Here is a 17,847-nt window from a genome sequence, read left to right on the forward strand (position 1 = left end):
TGCCGGCCCGACCGCGGGAACTGACCCCCGATCCCCGTTCGAGGCGGTCGGTCGCCCCGCCGCCGCGAGAGTATCATCTGTGATACTCGCGGGTCAACGTTTTAACAGAAGGCGTGCGTATTCCCCGTTATGAGCGCACGAGCGGCGGTCGAACGCGTCGGTCCGGTGTCCCCGACGGACGACTCGCGGACCGCGGGTGTCCGACCATGACCGACGGTGCGACCGAGCCGACGGTCCTCGCCGTCGACGACGAGCCCGACCTCGCCGAGCTGTACCGGGTGTACCTCAGCTCGGCGTACGACGTGCGGATCGCGACCGGCGGCGAGGCGGCGATGGAGGAGATGGACGAGTCGGTCGACGTCGTCCTCCTCGACCGTCGGATGCCGGATATGTCCGGTCACGAGGTGCTCACCGCGATGCGCGAGGCCGGCTACGACGCTCGAGTCGCGATGCTGACCGCGGTCGAGCCCGACGTCGACATCGTCGACATGCCGTTCGACGACTACAAGACGAAGCCGGTGACGAAGGAGGACCTCCTCACGCTCGTGGAGGTGCTCCTCTACCGCGCGGAGTTCGACGAGCACAGCCAGGAGTTCTTCGCGCTGGCCTCGAAGAAGGCCGCGCTGGAGGCGGCCGACGCGACGGGCGGCGACGAGTACGAGGAGCTCGTCGAGCGGATGGAGGCGATCCGGAACCGCGTCGACGACACGCTCGACCGGCTCTCAGCGCGCGACGCGTTCGTCGAGGTCCCGGGAAGCGTCCCGTAGAGGGGGCCGCCCCGGTCGCTCACTCGATCGTCAGGTCCCCGTCGGCGTCGCCGCCCCCGCCGTCCTCGTTCCACTCCAGCTCGAACTCGACGCTCAGCTCGCCGGGGCCGTCGGCGGGTCCCTCGCGCTCCGCTTTCACCTCGAATGTCGGCCGGGCCGGCGGAGCCATCGTCACCGACTCGCCGCCCCGACTGAGCGTGATCTCGCTGCCGGACTCCAGCGAGTCGGCGACGGTCCGGAGGTACGCGGCGATCTCCTCGCGGCTTCGATTGCTCTCGGATTTGAAGAGGACTTCTTCTGGCATGGGCGGGTGTACGTCGTGTCGGCGTATAAATCCGTACGCCGAAACGAGGCCCGGCCGGGACCCCGCCAGACGACACCCTCAGAACCCGTCCTCGCCTCAGAACCCGTCCTCGAAGACGAACGTCCCGTCGCGCTGGACGACCTCGCCGTCGACCTCGATGACGGAGTCCTCGCTCATGTCGACGATCATGTCGACGTGCTCGGCGGACTCGTTGACCTCGTTGGCCTCGCCCACCGTCTCGGGGTACGCGGAGCCGACCGCCATGTGGACCGTGTCGCCCATCTTCTCGTCGAACAGCATGTTGTAGGTGAACCGGTCGATCTGGCGGTTCATCCCGATGCCGAGCTCGCCGAGCCGCCGCGACCCCTCGTCGGTGTCGAGGATCCCCGTCAAGAGGTCCTCGTTGCGCTCGGCGGAGTGCGAGACGACCTCCCCGTCCTCGAACCGGAGCCGGACCCCCTCGATCTCGCGGCCGTAGCGGTACAGCGGGAGGTCGAAGTGGACCTCGCCGTCGACGCCGTCGCGCACGGGCGCCGTGAACACCTCGCCGCCGGGGAGGTTCGCCTCGCCGTTGTCGTTGAGCGTCGAATTCCCGGAGACGTCGAGCGTGAGGTCCGTCTCCTCGCCCGAGCGGATCCGCACCTCGTCGGCGTCGTCCAAAATCTCGACCATCTCCGCTTGGAACGCGCGCTGCTCGTCCCAGTCGAGCGAGACCGCGTCCCAGACGAAGTCCTCGTACGCCTCGGTGCTCATCCCGGCGAGCTGGGCGTGGCTCGCGGTCGGGTACTGCGTGAGACACCACGTCTTCGAGAGGCGCGTCCGCTTGACGTCCTCCATCGCGCGGTTGTAGGCGGCGTTCGTCTCGGGGTCGACGTCGGCGTCCTCGGTGGCGTTCGACCCGCCGCGCGCGATGACGAACACGTCGGCCTCCCGGTACAGCGCGAGCCGGTGGTCCGGTTCGGTGAACTCCTCGGAGGAGCGCTTGAAGGCGCGCTGGGCGCGCTTCGAGTAGTTGAGGTACACGGGGTTGGCGCCGCGGTCCCCACAGACCTCGTGGAGGGCGACCGCGAGGTCCTCGGCCTCGGCCGGCAGCTGGATGACGACGTCGTCGCCCTCCTCGATGCCGGTCGAGTGGTCGGCGATGATCTCGGCGTGCTCGCGGATGCGTGCGTCCATACGGCACCCTCTCGCCGCGGGGAATTACCCGTTTTGGAAGCGGTCGGCGGCGCGGCGGCGCTACTCGCTTGCACTCCCAGGGCGACGCGACTCGCCCGCGCGCTCGCGGCGCTGCTACTCCCCGTCGGTTCCGCGGGAAACGAGCGCGTCGGCCAGCGCCTCGGTGTCGGCGACGGTGAGGTCCGGCCGGTGGATCCACCCGCCGTACGGGTTCCCGTGTCTGTTGAGGAACGCGCCGCGCATGCCGACCGCCTTCGCGCCGACGAGGTCGAACGTGTGCGCGGTCACGAACGCGACCTCGTGGGGCGCGACGTCGAACGCCTCGCAGGTCAGCTCGTACGACGCCGGGTGGGGCTTGTACGCGCCCGCGTCGGCGACCGACACCACGCCGTCCAGTTCGGTCTCGAAGTTGGGGCGGACCGCGTCGAGCATGTCGGGGTCGCCGTTCGAGAGGCCGACCAGCTCGTACTCCTCGCTCAGTCGATCCAGCGCCGCGTCGACGTCCGGGTACGGCTGAAGGGTCTTCCACTGCCGGATGACGGCGCGGACCGCCTCGTCCGGAACGTCGAGGCCGATCTGTTCGAGCCGGTACGCGAGGGCGCGCCGGCTGATCTCTTTAAAAGGCGTGTGGGGGCCCGGTATCAGCGAGTCGATCATCGAGTCCCGGAAGTGCATGGCGAGGTACCGCCGGAGCAGTATCTCGGGGTCGTAGTCGCTCCCGTGGTCGTCGAGCAGGGCCCGCAGCGCGGGGACCAGAGTCGCCTCTCGGTCGAGCAGCGTGTCCCACAGGTCGAACGCGAGCACCTCCGTCTCCTCGCGGAGCGTCTCGGCGGCGATTTCGGACATGTGACAGGTATCACACCGACGGTACGCGTTATCAATCTACGCGTCGCGGACGGTCGTGTCCCGTCCCGAGACGCCGGACGACGACCGCTCACCCGGTCAGCACCCACGCGCCGATCAGGAGCAGGATCCCGCCGGCGACCCGGTCCAGCCAGCGGCCGGTCCGCTCGGACCGGAGCGCGTCGGCGGCCCCGTCGGCGACGACCGCCACGACGCCGAGGTAGCAGGCCGTGAGCGCGGCGTAGGTGGCGCCGAGGACCGCGATCGACGTGCCGCCGCCGTCTCCGCCGGCGCTCCCTGCCGCGAACCCGGGGAGGAACGCGAGGAAGAACAGCGCGACCTGCGGGTTGAGGGCGTTGACGAGGAACCCCTCGCGCACGCCGCCCCCCGCCGGCGACGACCGGTCGCCCCCGGCCGACCGCAGGGCGTCGACGCCGAGGTAGAGGAGGAAGAGCCCGCCGACGAGTTGGACGACTCGTTCGGCGCCCGGCACAGTTCGATAGACCGCCGCGACGCCGACCGCGACGAGCGCGGTGTGGAACAGGATTCCCGTCGTGACGCCGAGCGCGGCGCGGAGGCCGTCCCTCCGGTCCTCGATCCCGCGGGAGAGCACGAACAGCGTGTCGGGGCCCGGCGTCACGATCAGCGTCGCCGCCGCCAGCACGAACAGGGCGTACGTCGAGGGGTCGACGGCGAGCGCCGCGCCGGTCATTACCTCGGAGCGCGGGCCCCGCGGAGAAAAATCGACCGGCCCGTCGCGCTCCCGAGACTCCGTCTTTTTATAAGCGCCGCCCTCACGTCCCACGTATGCAGACGCACATCGTGCCGGTCGGCTTCGACTACGACCGCATGATCGCCCCGCTCATCCGGGACCAGTTCGACGTCGACCGGGTGATCCTCTTGGAGGGGACGGTCGGCAGCGAGGCCAACGTCGAGTACTCGCGGAACATCGCTCGGAAGCTCGAACAGGACTTCCAGAACCTGCTCGGCGCCGAGACCGTTCGCGAGCAGCTCACCGACGTGTACGACTACGACGCCGCCTTCGAGCGCGCCTTCGACCTCATCAACGCGGAGCTCGACCGGGACGAACGTCGGGGGGCCGATGCGGGAGGCGAAGCGGGAGGCGAGGATCGCGGCGACCCGGACGACGACGAGGCGGAGCGCGAGGTGTGGGTGAACCTCTGTTCGATGCCGCGCCCGGTCTCGTTCGCGTTCGCGACCGCCGCCCACTCGATCATGGTGGAGCGGCAGGACGACCGCGACCGCATTCACACCTACTACACCGCCCCCGAGAAGTACCTCGAGACCGAGCTCGCCGAGGAGCTCCGGGCCAACCGCGACCTCCTGCGCGAGCTGGTCGAGAGCGACGCGCTCGCGGGCGGGGGCTCGGGAGACGATGACGGCGATGGCGACGGAAGCGTCGTCGACCCCGACCGCGTCGCCGACCGCCTCGAGACGACCACCGACCTGCTCGCGGAGTTCGACGAGCGCGGCACCACCATCGGCGCGAAGCGCATCGGCGACAGCCACGTGATCGAGCTGCCCGTCGCCTCCTTCCAGAACGTCAAGCCGTTCGAGGAGCTCGTCTTATTCACGCTGGGCGAGCACGGCGAGTTCGCCTCCGTCTCCGAGCTCGCGGAGACGCTCGCGGCCGACCTCAACGAGGAGTACACCGACTCGTTCCGCTCGAAGGTGATCTACAACGTCGACCGGCTCGGCCCCGGCGGGAAAGGGTACATCGAGCAGGAGGAACACGGGAAGTCCTACCGGACGACGCTCTCGCGAATCGGCCAGCTGTGGGTCCGAGCGCACGCCGACGAGGACCGGGAACTGGCGCGATAAATAGGGAGTACTGCGATCGTCCTACGGATTGTGCCCGTTTGTTTATAAATCGGTGACGCGGTGAACTCTTCCAAAGCTCCAGCCGTGAGGCTATGCGTCGTTGTCGACGAAGTGACGGCGAACACCTCCAAAGCCCCAGCCGTGAGGCGGGCGCACGCTCGCTGCGCTCCTCGGTCGCTCGCGCTGCTCGCTCCCTACGGTGCTTGCGTCGCCTGCGCCCGCCTCACGGCTGCCCCTTTGAGTCCCGCCCCACACAGCACCGCAACCGCACCTCAGACCTCCCCAGCCTCGTCGGCCGGCCTCCGCTTCGCTCCGACCGGCCGACTCCCTCGCGCGGGCTGCTCGCGGCCGATGGCCGCTCGCAGGCACGCGCCACCGCAGTTATTTAAATGAGAAACCGAGTCGCTCCTCGTGGGTTTATAAATCATGTCGACATCGGCGGTTCGAAGCCCTGCTTCCGCACACCTCGCGCGTGCGGCCCGCATCACGGTTCTGAGAGGGGGTGCCGTGACCGTCCCGTTTTTATTCGTGGGGCGGGGACGGTTACTGGATGACTTCGGCGCGGGATCCCGACGCTGACGCCGCCGACGCGGACGCGCTCGACCGGAGCGACTTCGACTTCGCCGAGCCCGCCACCGACCAGTCGTTCGAGAACGCGCTGGCGAAGGCCCGCGACGGCGTCCGATTGACGGTCGACGACGCGACGGAGCTCCTCGCGACCGGCACGGACGCGGCGGGGATCGACCCGGTCCGGAAGGAGGCCGTCCTCGAGGCGGCCGACCGCCGGCGCCGCGAGGAGGTCGGCGACGAGGTGACGTTCGTCGCCAACCTCAACAACAACGTCACGACCGCCTGCAACACGGGCTGCCTGTTCTGCAACTTCAAGGACTCGGCGCACGCGTTCGAGGCCGACAGCGACGCGGACCACGCCGGATTCACGAAGACTCCCGCGGAGTCCCGACGCGTCGTCGACGACGCCCTCGACATGGGGATCTACGAGGTGTGCTCGGTGTCGGGGCTCCACCCCGCGCTCGCGCTGAACGAGGAGCACCACGAGATCCTCGCCGGCTACGACGACCCGGCGAGCACGGTGAACTACAAGCCGCCCGAGCGGTACGCCACCGACCCGGGCACCTACGTCGACCAGCTCGAGGCGATGTCCGTCGGCGGGGTCCACCTGCACTCGATGACCCCGGAGGAGGCGTACCACGCCGCCCGCGGCACCGACTGGGACTACGAGACCGTCTACCGCGAGCTGGCGGCCGCGGGACTCGACTCCGCGCCCGGCACCGCCGCGGAGATCCTCGTCGACGAGGTCCGCGACGTGATCTGCCCGGGGAAGATCCGCACCGACGACTGGGTCGCGGCGATGGAGGGCGCGACCGCCGCCGGCCTCGACGTCACCTCGACGATGATGTACGGGCACGTCGAGACGGTCGCGCACCGCGCGGAGCACCTGAAGGTGATCCGCGACCTCCAGGACCGGACCGGCGGAATCACGGAGTTCGTCCCGCTCTCCTTTATCCACCAGAACACGCCCCTCTACCGCCACGGCGTCGTCGACTCCGGTCCCTCGCGCGACGAGGACGAGCTCGTGGTGGCGGTCGCGCGCCTCTTCTTAGACAACGTCGACCACGTGCAGGCCTCGTGGGTGAAGTCGGGCGACGCCCACGGCCTGAAGCTGCTCAACTGCGGCGCCGACGACTTCATGGGCACCATCCTCTCGGAGGAGATCACGAAGCGCGCCGGCGGCGAGTACGGCGAGTACCGGTCGTTCGACGACTACGTCGAGATGATTACGGCGATCGGCCGCACCCCGGTCGAGCGCTCCACCGACTACCGCACCCGCCGCCGGATCGACCTCGACAACGGCCCACACGGCCCGCGGCTCGGACCCCGGGCCGACGGCTCGCCCATGCTCCCGGACCGGTCGCCGAACGGCTCCGGCCCGGACGGCGAGTCGGCCGGCGCCGACGACTGAGGCGACGGCCGAATCGACTCCCCCTCGTCGTGTCTCTCAGCGCGCGGGAAACACCCAATACTCTTTATATTGGTAACCAGTAACACACGTAGGATGCCAGCGTCAGACGCACCGCCCGCCGGCTCGGAGAGGGACGCGCCGGCCGAGGAGGGCGACGGCGACCCGGACGGCCCGGGCCCCTCGCTCACACGGACCGACGAGCGGGTGCTCGCGTACCTCGCCGACGCCGGGACCGACTATCCCGCGTTCGTCGCGAGCAACACGGGGCTGTACCTCGACCACGTCGAGTCGCGGCTGGACGCGCTCGACGCGGCGGGGCTCGCGGAGCGGGTCACCGGCGAGGCGGTGTACCGGATCACCGACGCCGGCCGCGACGCGCTCCGCGACGACTGCGCGGCGTGGTCCGACTGAGCGTTCTCTTATAAGGAGACGGCGTGCGCCGCCCTCGACCCACCGCCCGAGGTCCGCGTGTGTCGCCGACCTACCGTCCGAGGTCCGCGTGCGCCGAGGAGAGGTGTCGAGAGCCGAGCGCGGCGAGCAGCGAGAGCTCGCCCGCGAGCGCGCCGACCGCGATCGCCTCCGCGAGCGCGTCGCCGTTGCTGCCGGCGGGGTCGCCGCCGCCGCGGACGCCGAGCACGTCGAGCCCGGCGGCCTGCGTCGGGAGCTTCGTCCCGCCGCCGACGGTCCCGACTTCGAGGCTCGCCAGCGACACGGAGCAGTAAAGGTCGCCGTCGGGCGTCGCCTCCGCGGTCGTGATCGCGTTCGCGCCCTCGACGACCTGCGCCTCGTCCTGCCCGGTCGCGAGGAACATCGCGGCGACCGCGTTGGCGACGTGGGCGTTGAAGCCGAGGCCGCCCGCCTTCGCCGAGCCGACGAGGTTCTTCCGGGTGTTGATCTCGGCGATCGCCTCGGGGGTCGTGTGGAGCCGCTCCTCGACGACCTCGCGCGGGATCTCGACGTCGGCGCTCACGGAGCGGCCGCGCCCCTCGACCGCGTTGATCGCGGCGGGCTTCTTGTCGGAGCAGAGGTTCCCGGAGAGCGCCACGAGCGAGGCGTCCGTCTCCGCCTCGATGGCGTCGCAGGCCTCCCGCGTCGCGATGGTGGCCATGTTCATCCCCATCGCGTCCTTCGTGTCGTAGCGGAACCGCAGGAAGACGTTGTTGCCGACGACGTACGGCGTCACGTCGAGCAGCTCGCCGTGACTCGTCGTCGACTCCGCGGCCTCGCGCAGCGCGTCCTCGCTGTCGCGGACCCACGCGACGAGCGCCTCCGCCTCGGCGACGTCGGTGACCCGAAACACCGGCGCGCGGGTCATCCCGCTCTTCGTCACCCGCGCGGTCGCCCCGCCGGCGTCGTTCACCACGGAGCAGCCGCGGTTGATCGAGGCGACCAGCGCGCCCTCCGTGGTCGCCAGCGGGAGGTACCGATCGCCGGCGAACGCGCCGCCGTCGACCGAGATCGGGCCGGCGACGCCGAGCGGCACCTGCACGGCGCCGATCATGTTCTCGATGTTCGACCCGTGCGCGTCGGCGGCGTCGAACGCGTACTCGCCGAGGACGTCGACGTCGGCGTCCGCGGTCTCGCTCACGAGGCGTCGGCGGGCCGCCGCGGCGGTGTCGGCGTCGGCGTGATCTTCGAGCTCGTGGAACCGGATCTCGCCGTCGCGGACGCGCTCCGCGAGCGACGCGGGGGTGGCGTCGGTCATGCCCGCGTCTCCTCGCGGCGCGTGCTAATGGTTGTCGATTCCGCGGGGGCGACGGCGAGAGGGGCCTCGGCCGGACCGCCTACCGCCCGACGATCCCGGAGAGCCGCTCGCGGAGCGACTCGCCGCCGAGCTTGAGGTAGTAGGCGTCGCCGCCGTCCTCGTAGTAGTTGTCGATCCGCCGGACGACCTCGAAGCCGAGGTGCTCGTAGAAGCCCAGCGCCCGCTCGTTCGTCGTTCGGGCGTGACAGGTGACGGACCGGTACTCGCCGGCGACGTCGGCGATGAGCCGCTCCGCGTGGCCGCGTCCCCGGTGGTCGGGGTGGACGGCGAGGAAGAGGATGTACCCGTCGCGGCGGACCGAGGCGAACGCGACGAGCGCGTCGTTCTCGACGAGCAGGTGCGTCGTGGAGCGGCGGTAGGCGTCGGTGAAGAAGCCGCGGCGCTGTCGGAGGACGCCCTCCTCGGCCTGAATCCGCTCCTTGAGTTCCCACGCCGCCGCGGCGTGGTCGGACTCTCCGGGCGGATCCGTCCGTTTCTCCACGTTGACGCTCACTAAAGGAGGGTAACACGCCAGCGGAATATAACTCCACCGCCACCGGGGAGGGTTGCGGTCGGACCATCCGGGGGAGTCGCGGTCGAACCGTTTCTCCCCTCCGGGCGCGCCCACGCCGCTTTCGACGACGGAAGCGTTTTGGTCGGCTCGGCCGTTGTGCCGATAATGGCCGCCGAGTCGCCGCCGGACAGAGGGCGTCTCAGACGCGCGCTCCTAACCGGCGTCGCCGTTATCGTCCCGTCCGTCATCACCCTCGCGGTGCTGGGGTTCGCGTTCAACGCCGTTTACAACTACCTCGACGCATTCTCCACGGCGATCGTCCCGCTGTTGCCGGAGTCGACGCTCCCGGTCGGGCGCGAGGTCGCCATCGAGGTCGCGACGCCGCTCGTGTTCGTCGGGTCGATCCTCCTCATCGGTGCCGCCGTCGAGTCGACGCGGTACGGCGAGCTCGCGGTCGACTACGCCGACTACGCGATCGAGCAGGTCCCGGGCGTCGGCTCCGTCTACCAGGGGTTCCGGCAGATGAGCGACGCCATGCTGGAGTCGGACGGCGGGAACTTCCAGGAGGTTGTTCTGGTCGAGTTCCCGACAGAGGACGTCTACACCCTCGCGTTCGTCACGAGCGAGACGCCGGACGCGGTCGCCCGCCCCGCCGACGGCGGCGAGATGCGGACGCTGTTCATGCCGATGGCGCCGAACCCGGTGATGGGCGGGCACGTCCTGTTCGTCCCCGAGCGCCGGATCGTCGACGTCGGCCTGAGCGTCGAGGAGGGGATCCGGGCGCTGGTGACGAGCGGCGTCGCGCTCGAACGCGCCGCGGCCGAGACCGACGGCGTGTCGCCGACGCAGGTCCGCGACGCCGGCCCCGACGGACGGATCGGCTCGTACCACTCCCCGACGTCGGACGCCGGGAAGCGCTCAGGCGCCGAGAAGCGCTCGGCCGCCGAGGATCGCCCGGACGACGACCGCACCGGCCGCCCCGGCCACGCCAACCGAGGCGGTGAGCGGATCGCGCCGGACGACGAGTCGAGCGGCGAGCGGAACGCGGACGACACGGATCCGGGTGGCAGGCCGTGAGCTTCGAGCTCCGCGACCACACCGCCGACGTGGCGGTCGAGGCGACCGCGCCGACCCTCGCTGCGCTGTTCGAGTCGGTCGCCGACGGGCTCACCGCCGCGAGCTGCGAGACCGTCCCGGAGAGCGGCGACCGGTTCGGGCTCACCGTGACCGCCGAGGGCCGCGAGGCGCTGCTGTTCGACTACCTCGACCGGCTGATCTACGAGCGCGACGTGCGGCTCGTCCTCCCCGCCGACCACCGGTGCGCGGTCTCCGGCCCGGAGGACCCGCCGATCGACGGAGACGGAGGGCCGGACGACTCCGAGGCGTGGACCGTCGAGGCGACGGCCCGAGGTGTCCCCCTCGACGACGTGGCGGCCCGCGAGATCAAGGCCGTCACCTACTCCGAGATGTCCCTCGACCGGCGCGACGACGGGTGGTACGCGTACGTCGTCTTCGACGTGTGAGTGGGAATAGAACCCCGGTACGCGCCGATCCGTGAAAACGATTATCCGGATCGAGTTCGTTGTTACCGTATGGCACAGACGAACGACGCGGAACGGGAGGACCGGCGCTGGCGCGCGGGCGCGCTCGGCGGCCTCGTCGCCGGCGTGGCGATGGGCGTCGTGTTGCACGGAGCGTTGGGACTCATGCCGACTATCGGCGCGCTCGTCGGCGTCGAGACGGTCCTCGCCGGCTGGGCGGTCCACCTGTTCAACAGCGCCCTCTTCGGGGCCCTGTTCGTCGCGGTCTTCGACCGCTCGTTCTTCGACGACCTGCGCGCCGACGTCGGGGGCTGCCTCTCGCTCGGTGTCGTCCACTCGGCGCTGCTCGGGGTGATCACGGGCGGGCTGCTGTTGCCGGCCGCGATCGCGCTGGAGGGGGCGACGTCGCTACCGGTCCCGACGCTGCCGGTCCCGGGGCTCACGGCGAGCTTCGAGTTCGGCGCCGTGATCGCCGTCGCGCATCTGATCTACGGCCTCGTGCTCGGTCGCGTCTTCGCCGCGCTCACCCTCGCCGAGGGCGCGATCGGCTGGCTGCCGTTCGACCCGGTCGACCGGTAGAGCGGCGGCGGCCGCGAGCGTCCGGCGACGGCCGCGAACGACTCGCGACGGCCGGCCGCCTCTCGCAACGCCCTTGCCCCCCCGCGCCGAAGCCCGGGTATGACCACGCGCGAGTTCGACGGGATCCGACTGGAGAAGGTGCGCGACCACGTCTGGGAGATCCCCCGCGAGGGCGAGATGAACGTCCCCGCGCGGGTGCTCGCCAGCGAGTCGCTACTGGAGGAGATCGGCGACGACGACTCGCTCCAGCAGCTGAAGAACGCGACGCACCTCCCCGGAATGGTCGAGCCCGCGATCTGCATGCCCGACGGCCACCAGGGGTACGGCTTCCCCGTCGGCGGCGTCGGAGCCATCGACGCCCGTACTGGCTGTATTTCGCCCGGAGCGGTCGGCTACGACATAAATTGCGGCGTAAGAATGATAAAAACAAATCTAAAATATAATGATATAAAAGGCCGCGAGTCCGAACTCGTCGACGCGCTCTTCGAGGCGGTCCCCTCCGGGCTCGGCGGCGGCGGCGTGATCGACGGCGACGCCGACGCGATCGAGGGCGCCTTAGAGCGCGGCGTCGAGTGGGCGGTCGAGGAGGGATACGGGATCGAGAGCGACCTCGCGCGCTGCGAGGACGAGGGGCGCCGGCCCGACGCGCGGCCGGAGTACGTCTCCCAGAAGGCGATGGACCGCGGGCGCAACCAGATGGGCTCGCTCGGCTCGGGGAACCACTTCCTCGAGGTCCAGCGCGTCACCGACGTGTTCCTGCCCGAGGTCGCCGAGGCGTACGGACTCGAGGAGGACGGGATCGTCGTCCTGATCCACTGCGGGAGCCGCGGGCTCGGCCACCAGACCTGCAACGACTACCTGCGACGGATCGAGAAGGAGCACGGCGACCTCCTCGACTCGCTGCCGGACAAGGAGCTCGCGGCCGCGCCCGCCGGCTCGGAGCTGGCCGACGAGTACTACGGCGCGATGGGCGCGTGCATCAACTTCGCGTGGGTGAACCGCCAGCTGATCACCCACCAGGCCCGCGAGACGTTCGGTGAGGTGTTCGACGCCGATCCGATCGAGGACCTCGGGATGGAGCTGCTGTACGACGTGGCGCACAACATCGCGAAGAAGGAGACCCACGAGGTCGGCGTCGACGCCGACGGGCGCCCCGCGGTCGGCGACGAGGCCGTGGACCGCGCCGAGCGGGAGCTGTACGTCCACCGCAAGGGTGCCACCCGCGCGTTCCCCGCGGGCCACGAGGACGTGCCCGCGACGTACCGCGACGTCGGCCAGCCCGTGATCATCCCCGGGAGCATGGGCGCGGGCTCGTACGTGCTCCGCGGCGGGGCGGAGTCGCTGTCGGTGTCGTTCGGTTCGACCGCCCACGGCGCCGGTCGGCTGATGAGCCGGACGCAGGCGAAACAGGAGTTCTGGGGCGGCGACGTGCAGGACGACCTCGAGGACGGCCAGCAGATCTACGTGAAGGCGCAGTCGGGCGCGACCATCGCCGAGGAGGCCCCCGGCGTCTACAAGGACATCGACGAGGTGATCCGCGTCAGCGACGAACTGGGAATCGGCGACAAGGTGGCGCGGACGTTCCCCGTCTGCAATATTAAGGGATAGCGGCGGTCGCTCGCCTCTCCGGCGCCGACCTCCTCTCCACGCCGACCTCCTCCCCACGCGAGCGCTTTCCGCCCCCGAGTGCTTATCCCGGATGCCGCGGCCACGTCGCACCGAGATGCGCGACCACTCGCGGAACGGTAGCTCGTCCGACGCGGTCTCCAGACGATCCCTGCTCGGCGGCGTCGCCGCCGTCGCCGGCGGGGGCCTCGCCGGGCTCGGCGCCCTCACGGCGTCGAGCGAGCCGGCGGCCGCGGTCGAGGGGGACCCCGCCGCCTTCGAGGCGGGCGACGCGCCGACCGTCACCAGCAACGACGGCCGGATCGAGTCGGTCTACCTCTCGCCCGTCCTCGACATCTCATGGACCGACTTCTCCGACGGCGTCGAGCGCGTGACGCTCGTGCTCGCGGTCGGGAGCGACGCCGGCGTCGACGAGGTGTACCGGGAGACGCTGACCGCGTCCGACCCGGACGCGACGCCCGGCGACGTCGCGGCGGTGGGAGCAGCCGCCGACGGGAACCCGGACGAGACGGCGCCCGACTTCTCGGCGGTCGACGGCGGCCTCACGGCACGGTTCGAGCGCGCCGACGCGACCGCCCGCGGCGACGCGGTGACGAGCGAGTCGCTCGGCGATCCGGACCTCGCCGGCGGCGAGACCGCGACGACGACCCTTGACGTCGTGTTCCGCGCCGACGTCGCCGGCGGCGGCGACGAGGCCACCGTCGTGCGCACGACGACGGTCGACGTGACGGTCGAGAACCCCGCCGGCGACGCGACCGCGGGCGGCGAGGTGGACGTGGACGCGACGTAGGGCGGACCGTCTCCGGCCCGCTCAGAGGTGCATCCCGCCGTCGACCTCGAGCACCTCTCCGTGGACGTACTCGTTGTCGATCAGGTACCGGACGGAGTCGGCGACGTCCGCGGGTTCGCAGGCGTACTCGGGGAGGTGCGTGTCGACGTTCTCGTGGCCGTGAAACTCGATCCCCTCGAGGTAGTCGAGGATGACGTCGTTGAGGTCGGTCTCGACGGGGCCGGGCGCGACGGCGTTGACCTGCACGCCGTCCGGACCGAGCTCTCGGGCGAGCGCGCGCGTCAGCCCGTGGAGCCCGGCCTTGCTCGCGGCGTAGCTCGCGTCGACCGTCCCGAGCGTGCCACCGACGCTGGAGAGGAAGACGACGTTGCCGCCGCTCTCCCGGAGGTGCGGGGCCGCCGCGCGGGTGACGCGGAACGCCCCCGAGAGGTTGGTGTCGATCACCGACTCCCACTCCGCGTCGGTCGTCTCCTCCAGTCGGTTCGGCCGCGTGATCCCGGCGTTGTTGACGACCGCGTCGAGCGAGTCGAACGCGTTGACCGCCCGCTCGACCAGCCGATCTACCGCCGCGGACTCAGAGACGTCGGCCCGCACGGTGACGGCGTCGCCGCCGGCCTCGCGGATCCGATCTGCCGTCTCCGCCGCGGCGGCCTCGTCCGACCGGTAGTTGACGACGACGTCGCGCTCCGCGAGCTCGACCGCGACCGCTCGTCCGATGCCGCGACTGCTTCCGGTGACCAGTATCGCCATACCCGCCCGTGTGATTACTAACTAATACCACTAACGAATACCACGTCGGTTCCGAACACTGCTCGGCCGCGGTCGGACCCGAGGTCCCGTCAGCGCTCCTGCCCCGGCTCCAGTCAGCGCTCCCGCTTCGCCTCCCGCCCGAGCTCCTCCTCGACGGCCTCCACCTTTCGGTCGGCGGTCGTCGCCGCGGCCCGCTTGTCGTCGATCTTCAGCACCGTCGAGACCCGGTCGCCGTCGACGGCGGCGTGGGCGGCCGCGGCGGCGGCGAACACCGTCTCGGCGTCGTCGGCCTCGATCACGGTGCCCATCGGGTTCGTCTCGTAGCTCACGTCGAACTCGTCGAGCGCGGCGACGGCCTTCGCGACCTCCCCGGCCATGCTCCCCTCGATCACCGGTGCGACGCTCAGCAGCGCGACTGTGGTCATGGCCGAGGATTCGCACCGACGTTATTTAAAAACGGCCGAGCGGTGTCAGCTACCGGTCGAGGGCGTCCACTCTCCCGGTGTCCGCTACCGGTCGAGGGCGTCCACTCTCCCGGTGTCCGCTACCGGTCGAGGGCGTCCCGCAGGAACGAGAGCTGATGCCCCACCGCCGGCTCGAAGTCCTCGCCGAACGGGGAGAAATGGTCCGCGGGCATGGTGACGACGGTCCCGCGAGAGAGCGCCTCGCCCGCGTCGACGACCGCCTCGCTGTCGACGATGGCGTCGTCGGTCCCCGCCAGAAGGAGGGTCGGCGCCCGGATCTCGCCGAGCCGGTCGACCGGCCGGTAGTTCGCGACGCGCAGCAGCGACCGCGCCGGCGTCTCGTTACGCCACGTCGAGTCGCGGTCGACCAGATCGAGGTACTTCCGCTTCGTCCCCGGCTCCGTGATCGCCGCGAGCTCCTCGGTGCCGCCGACGATCGGGACGGTCCGCCCCCGACCGAACCGATGCCCGATCAGATCGCGGAGCCCGGCCGCTCCGGAGCGCGCGAGGTACTTGGCACCGCGACGCCGGGCGATCGCCCGGCCGTCGAGCATCGGGACGGCGCCGATCGCGGCGTCGACATCGCGGCGCTCCGCGGCGAGCGTGAGGACGTGCGCCGCCGACAGCGACGCGCCCCAGAGGACGAGGTCGCGGCCAACGGCGTCGACGCGGCGGACGCGGTCGATCGCGGCCGCGTAGTCGGCGCGCTGGTCCGCGGGGTGGACCGCCTGCGAGTCGCCGTCGGAGGCGCCGAACTCGCGGTAGTCGAACAGGAACGCGGCGTAGCCGGCGTCGGCGAACCGCTCCGCGACGGCCGGATAGCCGAAGCTCCGCTCCGCGCCGAGGCCGGGCGCCATCACGACCACCGGCGGATCGGCGGCGTCGCCGCCCGGGAGGTAGAGTGTCCCCCGACAGGTGTCGCCGTCGACCTCGAACGCGAGCGCCCGCGTGGCAAACCGCTCGCGAGGCGGCCGGTCGAGTCGCCGCTGCGCGCGGTTCACCGGGTTCCGACGGGTCACGCTCGGTCCTCGGAAGCTGCTCGGTCGTCGCCCCGGGCGGGCCCGCCGTCGTCGGGCTCCGCGTCCCCGGTATCGGGGTCAGCGCCCCCGTCTTCGGGCTCGGCACTTCCGTCGGCGTGCGTCAGCGTCTCCAGCACGCGCGTCGAGAACTCCGTCTCCGAGATCTCGTACGCGGCCAGCGCCTCGAACCACTCCGCCTCGGCGCGCCACGTCCCGAGGACGTCGCCGGGCGAGCGGACGACGGTCGCCTCGACCCGGACGGGGTCCCACTCGTCCGCCTCGGCGCGGTCGATGAGCGCGTTGAGCGCGCGCCCGATCTCGCCGCGGTGCACCTCGCGCCCGGGAAACGCCGTCATGTACGTGAGGTTCAGGGGGCCGCCGCCGTCGATCTCCTCGACGCTGATCCCGTAGCTGCGGAGCGCCGGCTCCACGTCGGCCGTCTGCTCGTCGCCGGTCATACGGGACGGTCGACCGGGCGGAATAAATCGCTACCGGCGTGGGCGTCGCTCGACGGGTGAGAACGTATCGGTCCGTCGAAAGCCGCGGACGGGGGTGACCGCCGCAGAGGGCGGTCGGTCGGAGTTGTCAGAGGCACACGATTGTCCCGCGCGGCCAACTGGTCGTACTCCCCGAAATCATATAAACGCTCGGGAGGCGGCCGTTCGGGAGCCCGTGGCTCGGATTCTCCCCGCTCCGAGTCCCCGACCGCCACGACCCTGTCCCCCCGACCGGGCATCCTTTATCACCGTCGCGGAACAGGATCCGGTATGCTCCGGGGTGCGTCGTCGGCGCTGTCGCGATCCGCCGACGCCGTCGGCGTCCTCGTCGTCGGCGGCCTCCTGACCCTGCTGACGTGGGTGATCACGCCGGTCTGGGTCGGCAGCGTCGTCGCGTTCCCCCCGCTCGTCATCCTCGCGCCGCTCGCGCTCGCGCCGGCGTTCGTCCGTCGCGGGTACCTCGTCCGCGTCGTCGCCGGCGCGGGCGCGACCGGGAACCGCGACGGCGCGCCCCCCTTCGTCGCGTGGAACGAGCTGTACCGCGACGGGCTCAAGTCGGCCCTGCTGAGCGCGCTGCTCCTCGCGCCGCTGGCGCTGCTGTTCGCGGGCGTCGCCCTCGCGGGCGTCGCCGTCGGAACCGGCTCCGTCGACCTCGCTCCCGCGGTCGGACTCGTCGAGCGCGCGCTCGGAGGGAGCGGCGTCCCCGCCGTCGTCGCCGCCGGGGCCGGGCTCCTGACCGTCGTCACCGCGGGGTACCTCCTCGCGTTCGCGTACGTCCGGCCGGCCGCGCTGGCCGCGTTCGCCGCGTCCGGCCGGCTCCGCGACGCCCTCCGACCGGGGCGGGTCGCCGCCGTCGCCGGGGCGGGTACGTACGCGACCGCGTGGGCCGTCGCGGTCGCGACGCTCGGTGCGGGGTACGCGCTCGCCGCGCCGTTCGTCCCGCTCGTCGTCGGCGTCGCGTTCGTCTTCGTCGTCCGGGTCATCGCGCACGCCCTCTACGGCCGCGGCACCGCGGAAACGATCGAGTTCGGCGGCGCGGAGCCGACCGCGTCGACCGACCTCGGGGCGTCGCCGGCGACGGGAAAGCGGGTCCACGGCTCGCCTTCGGACCGGTCCGAACCGGCTCTGGGTCGATCCGAGTCACCCCCGGGTCGGTCCGGGCCGGCTCCGGACCGCCTCGACGGCGGGTTCCGGCGCTCGCCGCGTGAGCCGCCAGCGACGGTACAGACCGGCCGGACGGTTCCGTTCGATCCCGGGGACACCGGCGACGCGGGCGGCTTCGAGTGGAACGCAGAACGCGACCTCGACGGCGACGACGAGGTCGACGCCGACCCCGCCGACCGCGATGTCGACGGCGGCTTCCAGTGGGGCGTCGGCGTCGACCCGGAAGACAAGAGTTGATACGAGCGC

20 protein-coding genes are annotated in these 17,847 nt (G+C 71.2%); 10 read left to right on the plus strand and 10 right to left on the minus strand.

Annotation, left to right across the window (positions count from 1 at the left end; genetic code table 11):
• The first annotated feature begins 206 nt into the window (after positions 1 to 206).
• On the plus strand, positions 207 to 767 hold the full coding sequence (locus B4V06_RS02490; RefSeq protein WP_498167193.1) for a response regulator: 561 nt from the start codon (positions 207 to 209) through the stop codon (positions 765 to 767).
• Positions 768 to 786: 19 nt separating this feature from the next.
• On the opposite strand, the gene B4V06_RS02495 is transcribed toward B4V06_RS02490, so the two are convergent.
• The 4 genes from B4V06_RS02495 to B4V06_RS02510 form a co-directional block, all read right to left on the minus strand.
• Positions 787 to 1,071 carry an amphi-Trp domain-containing protein gene (locus tag B4V06_RS02495; RefSeq protein ID WP_498167196.1) on the minus strand — a complete coding sequence of 95 codons (285 nt, stop codon included), beginning with the start codon at positions 1,069 to 1,071 and terminating at the stop codon, positions 787 to 789.
• Between the two features lie 96 nt (positions 1,072 to 1,167).
• A complete protein-coding gene (locus tag B4V06_RS02500) occupies positions 1,168 to 2,247 on the minus strand; it encodes an aminopeptidase (protein ID WP_498167199.1) in 1,080 nt (359 codons plus the stop codon).
• Between the two features lie 114 nt (positions 2,248 to 2,361).
• Positions 2,362 to 3,093, minus strand: coding sequence for a haloacid dehalogenase type II (locus B4V06_RS02505; protein ID WP_123113072.1), 732 nt, complete (start codon positions 3,091 to 3,093; stop codon positions 2,362 to 2,364).
• Positions 3,094 to 3,181: 88 nt separating this feature from the next.
• Positions 3,182 to 3,802, minus strand: a complete 621-nt coding sequence (locus tag B4V06_RS02510) for a LysE family translocator (RefSeq protein ID WP_498167203.1) — start codon at positions 3,800 to 3,802, stop codon at positions 3,182 to 3,184.
• Between the two features lie 95 nt (positions 3,803 to 3,897).
• Between B4V06_RS02510 and B4V06_RS02515 the strand changes: the two genes are divergently transcribed.
• From B4V06_RS02515 to B4V06_RS02525, 3 genes are all read left to right on the plus strand, one after another.
• Complete coding sequence (locus B4V06_RS02515; protein ID WP_123113070.1) at positions 3,898 to 4,932, plus strand: HFX_2341 family transcriptional regulator; 1,035 nt, start codon at positions 3,898 to 3,900, stop codon at positions 4,930 to 4,932.
• A 550-nt stretch (positions 4,933 to 5,482) separates the two neighbouring features.
• On the plus strand, positions 5,483 to 6,913 hold the full coding sequence (gene cofH / locus B4V06_RS02520; protein WP_498167206.1) for a 7,8-didemethyl-8-hydroxy-5-deazariboflavin synthase subunit CofH: 1,431 nt from the start codon (positions 5,483 to 5,485) through the stop codon (positions 6,911 to 6,913).
• A 93-nt stretch (positions 6,914 to 7,006) separates the two neighbouring features.
• Positions 7,007 to 7,324 carry a DUF2250 domain-containing protein gene (locus B4V06_RS02525; RefSeq protein WP_498167209.1) on the plus strand — a complete coding sequence of 106 codons (318 nt, stop codon included), beginning with the start codon at positions 7,007 to 7,009 and terminating at the stop codon, positions 7,322 to 7,324.
• A gap of 70 nt (positions 7,325 to 7,394) precedes the next feature.
• Here the strand turns inward: B4V06_RS02525 and hmgA are convergent, their stop codons facing one another.
• Positions 7,395 to 8,618 carry a hydroxymethylglutaryl-CoA reductase (NADPH) gene (gene hmgA / locus B4V06_RS02530; RefSeq protein ID WP_123113067.1) on the minus strand — a complete coding sequence of 408 codons (1,224 nt, stop codon included), beginning with the start codon at positions 8,616 to 8,618 and terminating at the stop codon, positions 7,395 to 7,397.
• Between the two features lie 79 nt (positions 8,619 to 8,697).
• Positions 8,698 to 9,171 (minus strand): GNAT family N-acetyltransferase, encoded by a 474-nt coding sequence (locus B4V06_RS02535; RefSeq protein WP_123113066.1) that lies wholly within the window; start codon positions 9,169 to 9,171, stop codon positions 8,698 to 8,700.
• 165 nt (positions 9,172 to 9,336) lie between these two features.
• Here B4V06_RS02535 and B4V06_RS02540 point away from each other — a divergent pair, with 165 nt between their 5' ends.
• The 5 genes from B4V06_RS02540 to B4V06_RS02560 all read left to right on the plus strand — a co-directional run bounded on the left by B4V06_RS02540 (position 9,337) and on the right by B4V06_RS02560 (position 13,707).
• Entirely contained in the window at positions 9,337 to 10,248 is a 912-nt protein-coding gene (locus B4V06_RS02540) for a DUF502 domain-containing protein (protein WP_123113065.1), read from the plus strand.
• Positions 10,245 to 10,694, plus strand: a complete 450-nt coding sequence (locus B4V06_RS02545; protein ID WP_123113064.1) for an archease — start codon at positions 10,245 to 10,247, stop codon at positions 10,692 to 10,694. Before B4V06_RS02540 ends, B4V06_RS02545 begins: the two co-directional genes overlap by 4 nt.
• Before the next feature lie 69 nt (positions 10,695 to 10,763).
• Positions 10,764 to 11,291, plus strand: coding sequence for a hypothetical protein (locus B4V06_RS02550; RefSeq protein ID WP_123113063.1), 528 nt, complete (start codon positions 10,764 to 10,766; stop codon positions 11,289 to 11,291).
• Between the two features lie 99 nt (positions 11,292 to 11,390).
• The gene (locus tag B4V06_RS02555) at positions 11,391 to 12,899 is read left to right on the plus strand and encodes an RtcB family protein (RefSeq protein WP_123113062.1); all 1,509 of its coding nucleotides are present in this window, start codon (positions 11,391 to 11,393) and stop codon (positions 12,897 to 12,899) included.
• Positions 12,900 to 13,014: 115 nt separating this feature from the next.
• Positions 13,015 to 13,707, plus strand: a complete 693-nt coding sequence (locus tag B4V06_RS02560; RefSeq protein ID WP_123113061.1) for a hypothetical protein — start codon at positions 13,015 to 13,017, stop codon at positions 13,705 to 13,707.
• 21 nt (positions 13,708 to 13,728) lie between these two features.
• Here B4V06_RS02560 and B4V06_RS02565 read toward each other — a convergent pair whose 3' ends face one another.
• The 4 genes from B4V06_RS02565 to B4V06_RS02580 all read right to left on the minus strand — a co-directional run bounded on the left by B4V06_RS02565 (position 13,729) and on the right by B4V06_RS02580 (position 16,398).
• The gene (locus B4V06_RS02565; RefSeq protein WP_498167214.1) at positions 13,729 to 14,457 is read right to left on the minus strand and encodes an SDR family NAD(P)-dependent oxidoreductase; all 729 of its coding nucleotides are present in this window, start codon (positions 14,455 to 14,457) and stop codon (positions 13,729 to 13,731) included.
• 113 nt (positions 14,458 to 14,570) lie between these two features.
• Complete coding sequence (locus B4V06_RS02570; protein ID WP_498167217.1) at positions 14,571 to 14,882, minus strand: thiamine-binding protein; 312 nt, start codon at positions 14,880 to 14,882, stop codon at positions 14,571 to 14,573.
• A gap of 119 nt (positions 14,883 to 15,001) precedes the next feature.
• Positions 15,002 to 15,940: an alpha/beta hydrolase gene (locus tag B4V06_RS02575; protein WP_498167220.1), complete on the minus strand. Its 939-nt coding sequence runs from the start codon at positions 15,938 to 15,940 to the stop codon at positions 15,002 to 15,004.
• Complete coding sequence (locus tag B4V06_RS02580) at positions 15,937 to 16,398, minus strand: DUF8159 domain-containing protein (RefSeq protein ID WP_123113057.1); 462 nt, start codon at positions 16,396 to 16,398, stop codon at positions 15,937 to 15,939. The genes B4V06_RS02575 and B4V06_RS02580 overlap by 4 nt, the downstream gene beginning before the upstream one ends.
• Positions 16,399 to 16,707: 309 nt before the next feature.
• Here B4V06_RS02580 and B4V06_RS02585 point away from each other — a divergent pair, with 309 nt between their 5' ends.
• Positions 16,708 to 17,838 carry a DUF4013 domain-containing protein gene (locus B4V06_RS02585; protein WP_123113056.1) on the plus strand — a complete coding sequence of 377 codons (1,131 nt, stop codon included), beginning with the start codon at positions 16,708 to 16,710 and terminating at the stop codon, positions 17,836 to 17,838.
• The last annotated feature ends 9 nt before the right edge of the window (positions 17,839 to 17,847 follow it).

It is taken from the genome of Halorubrum sp. B53 (assembly GCF_059752395.1).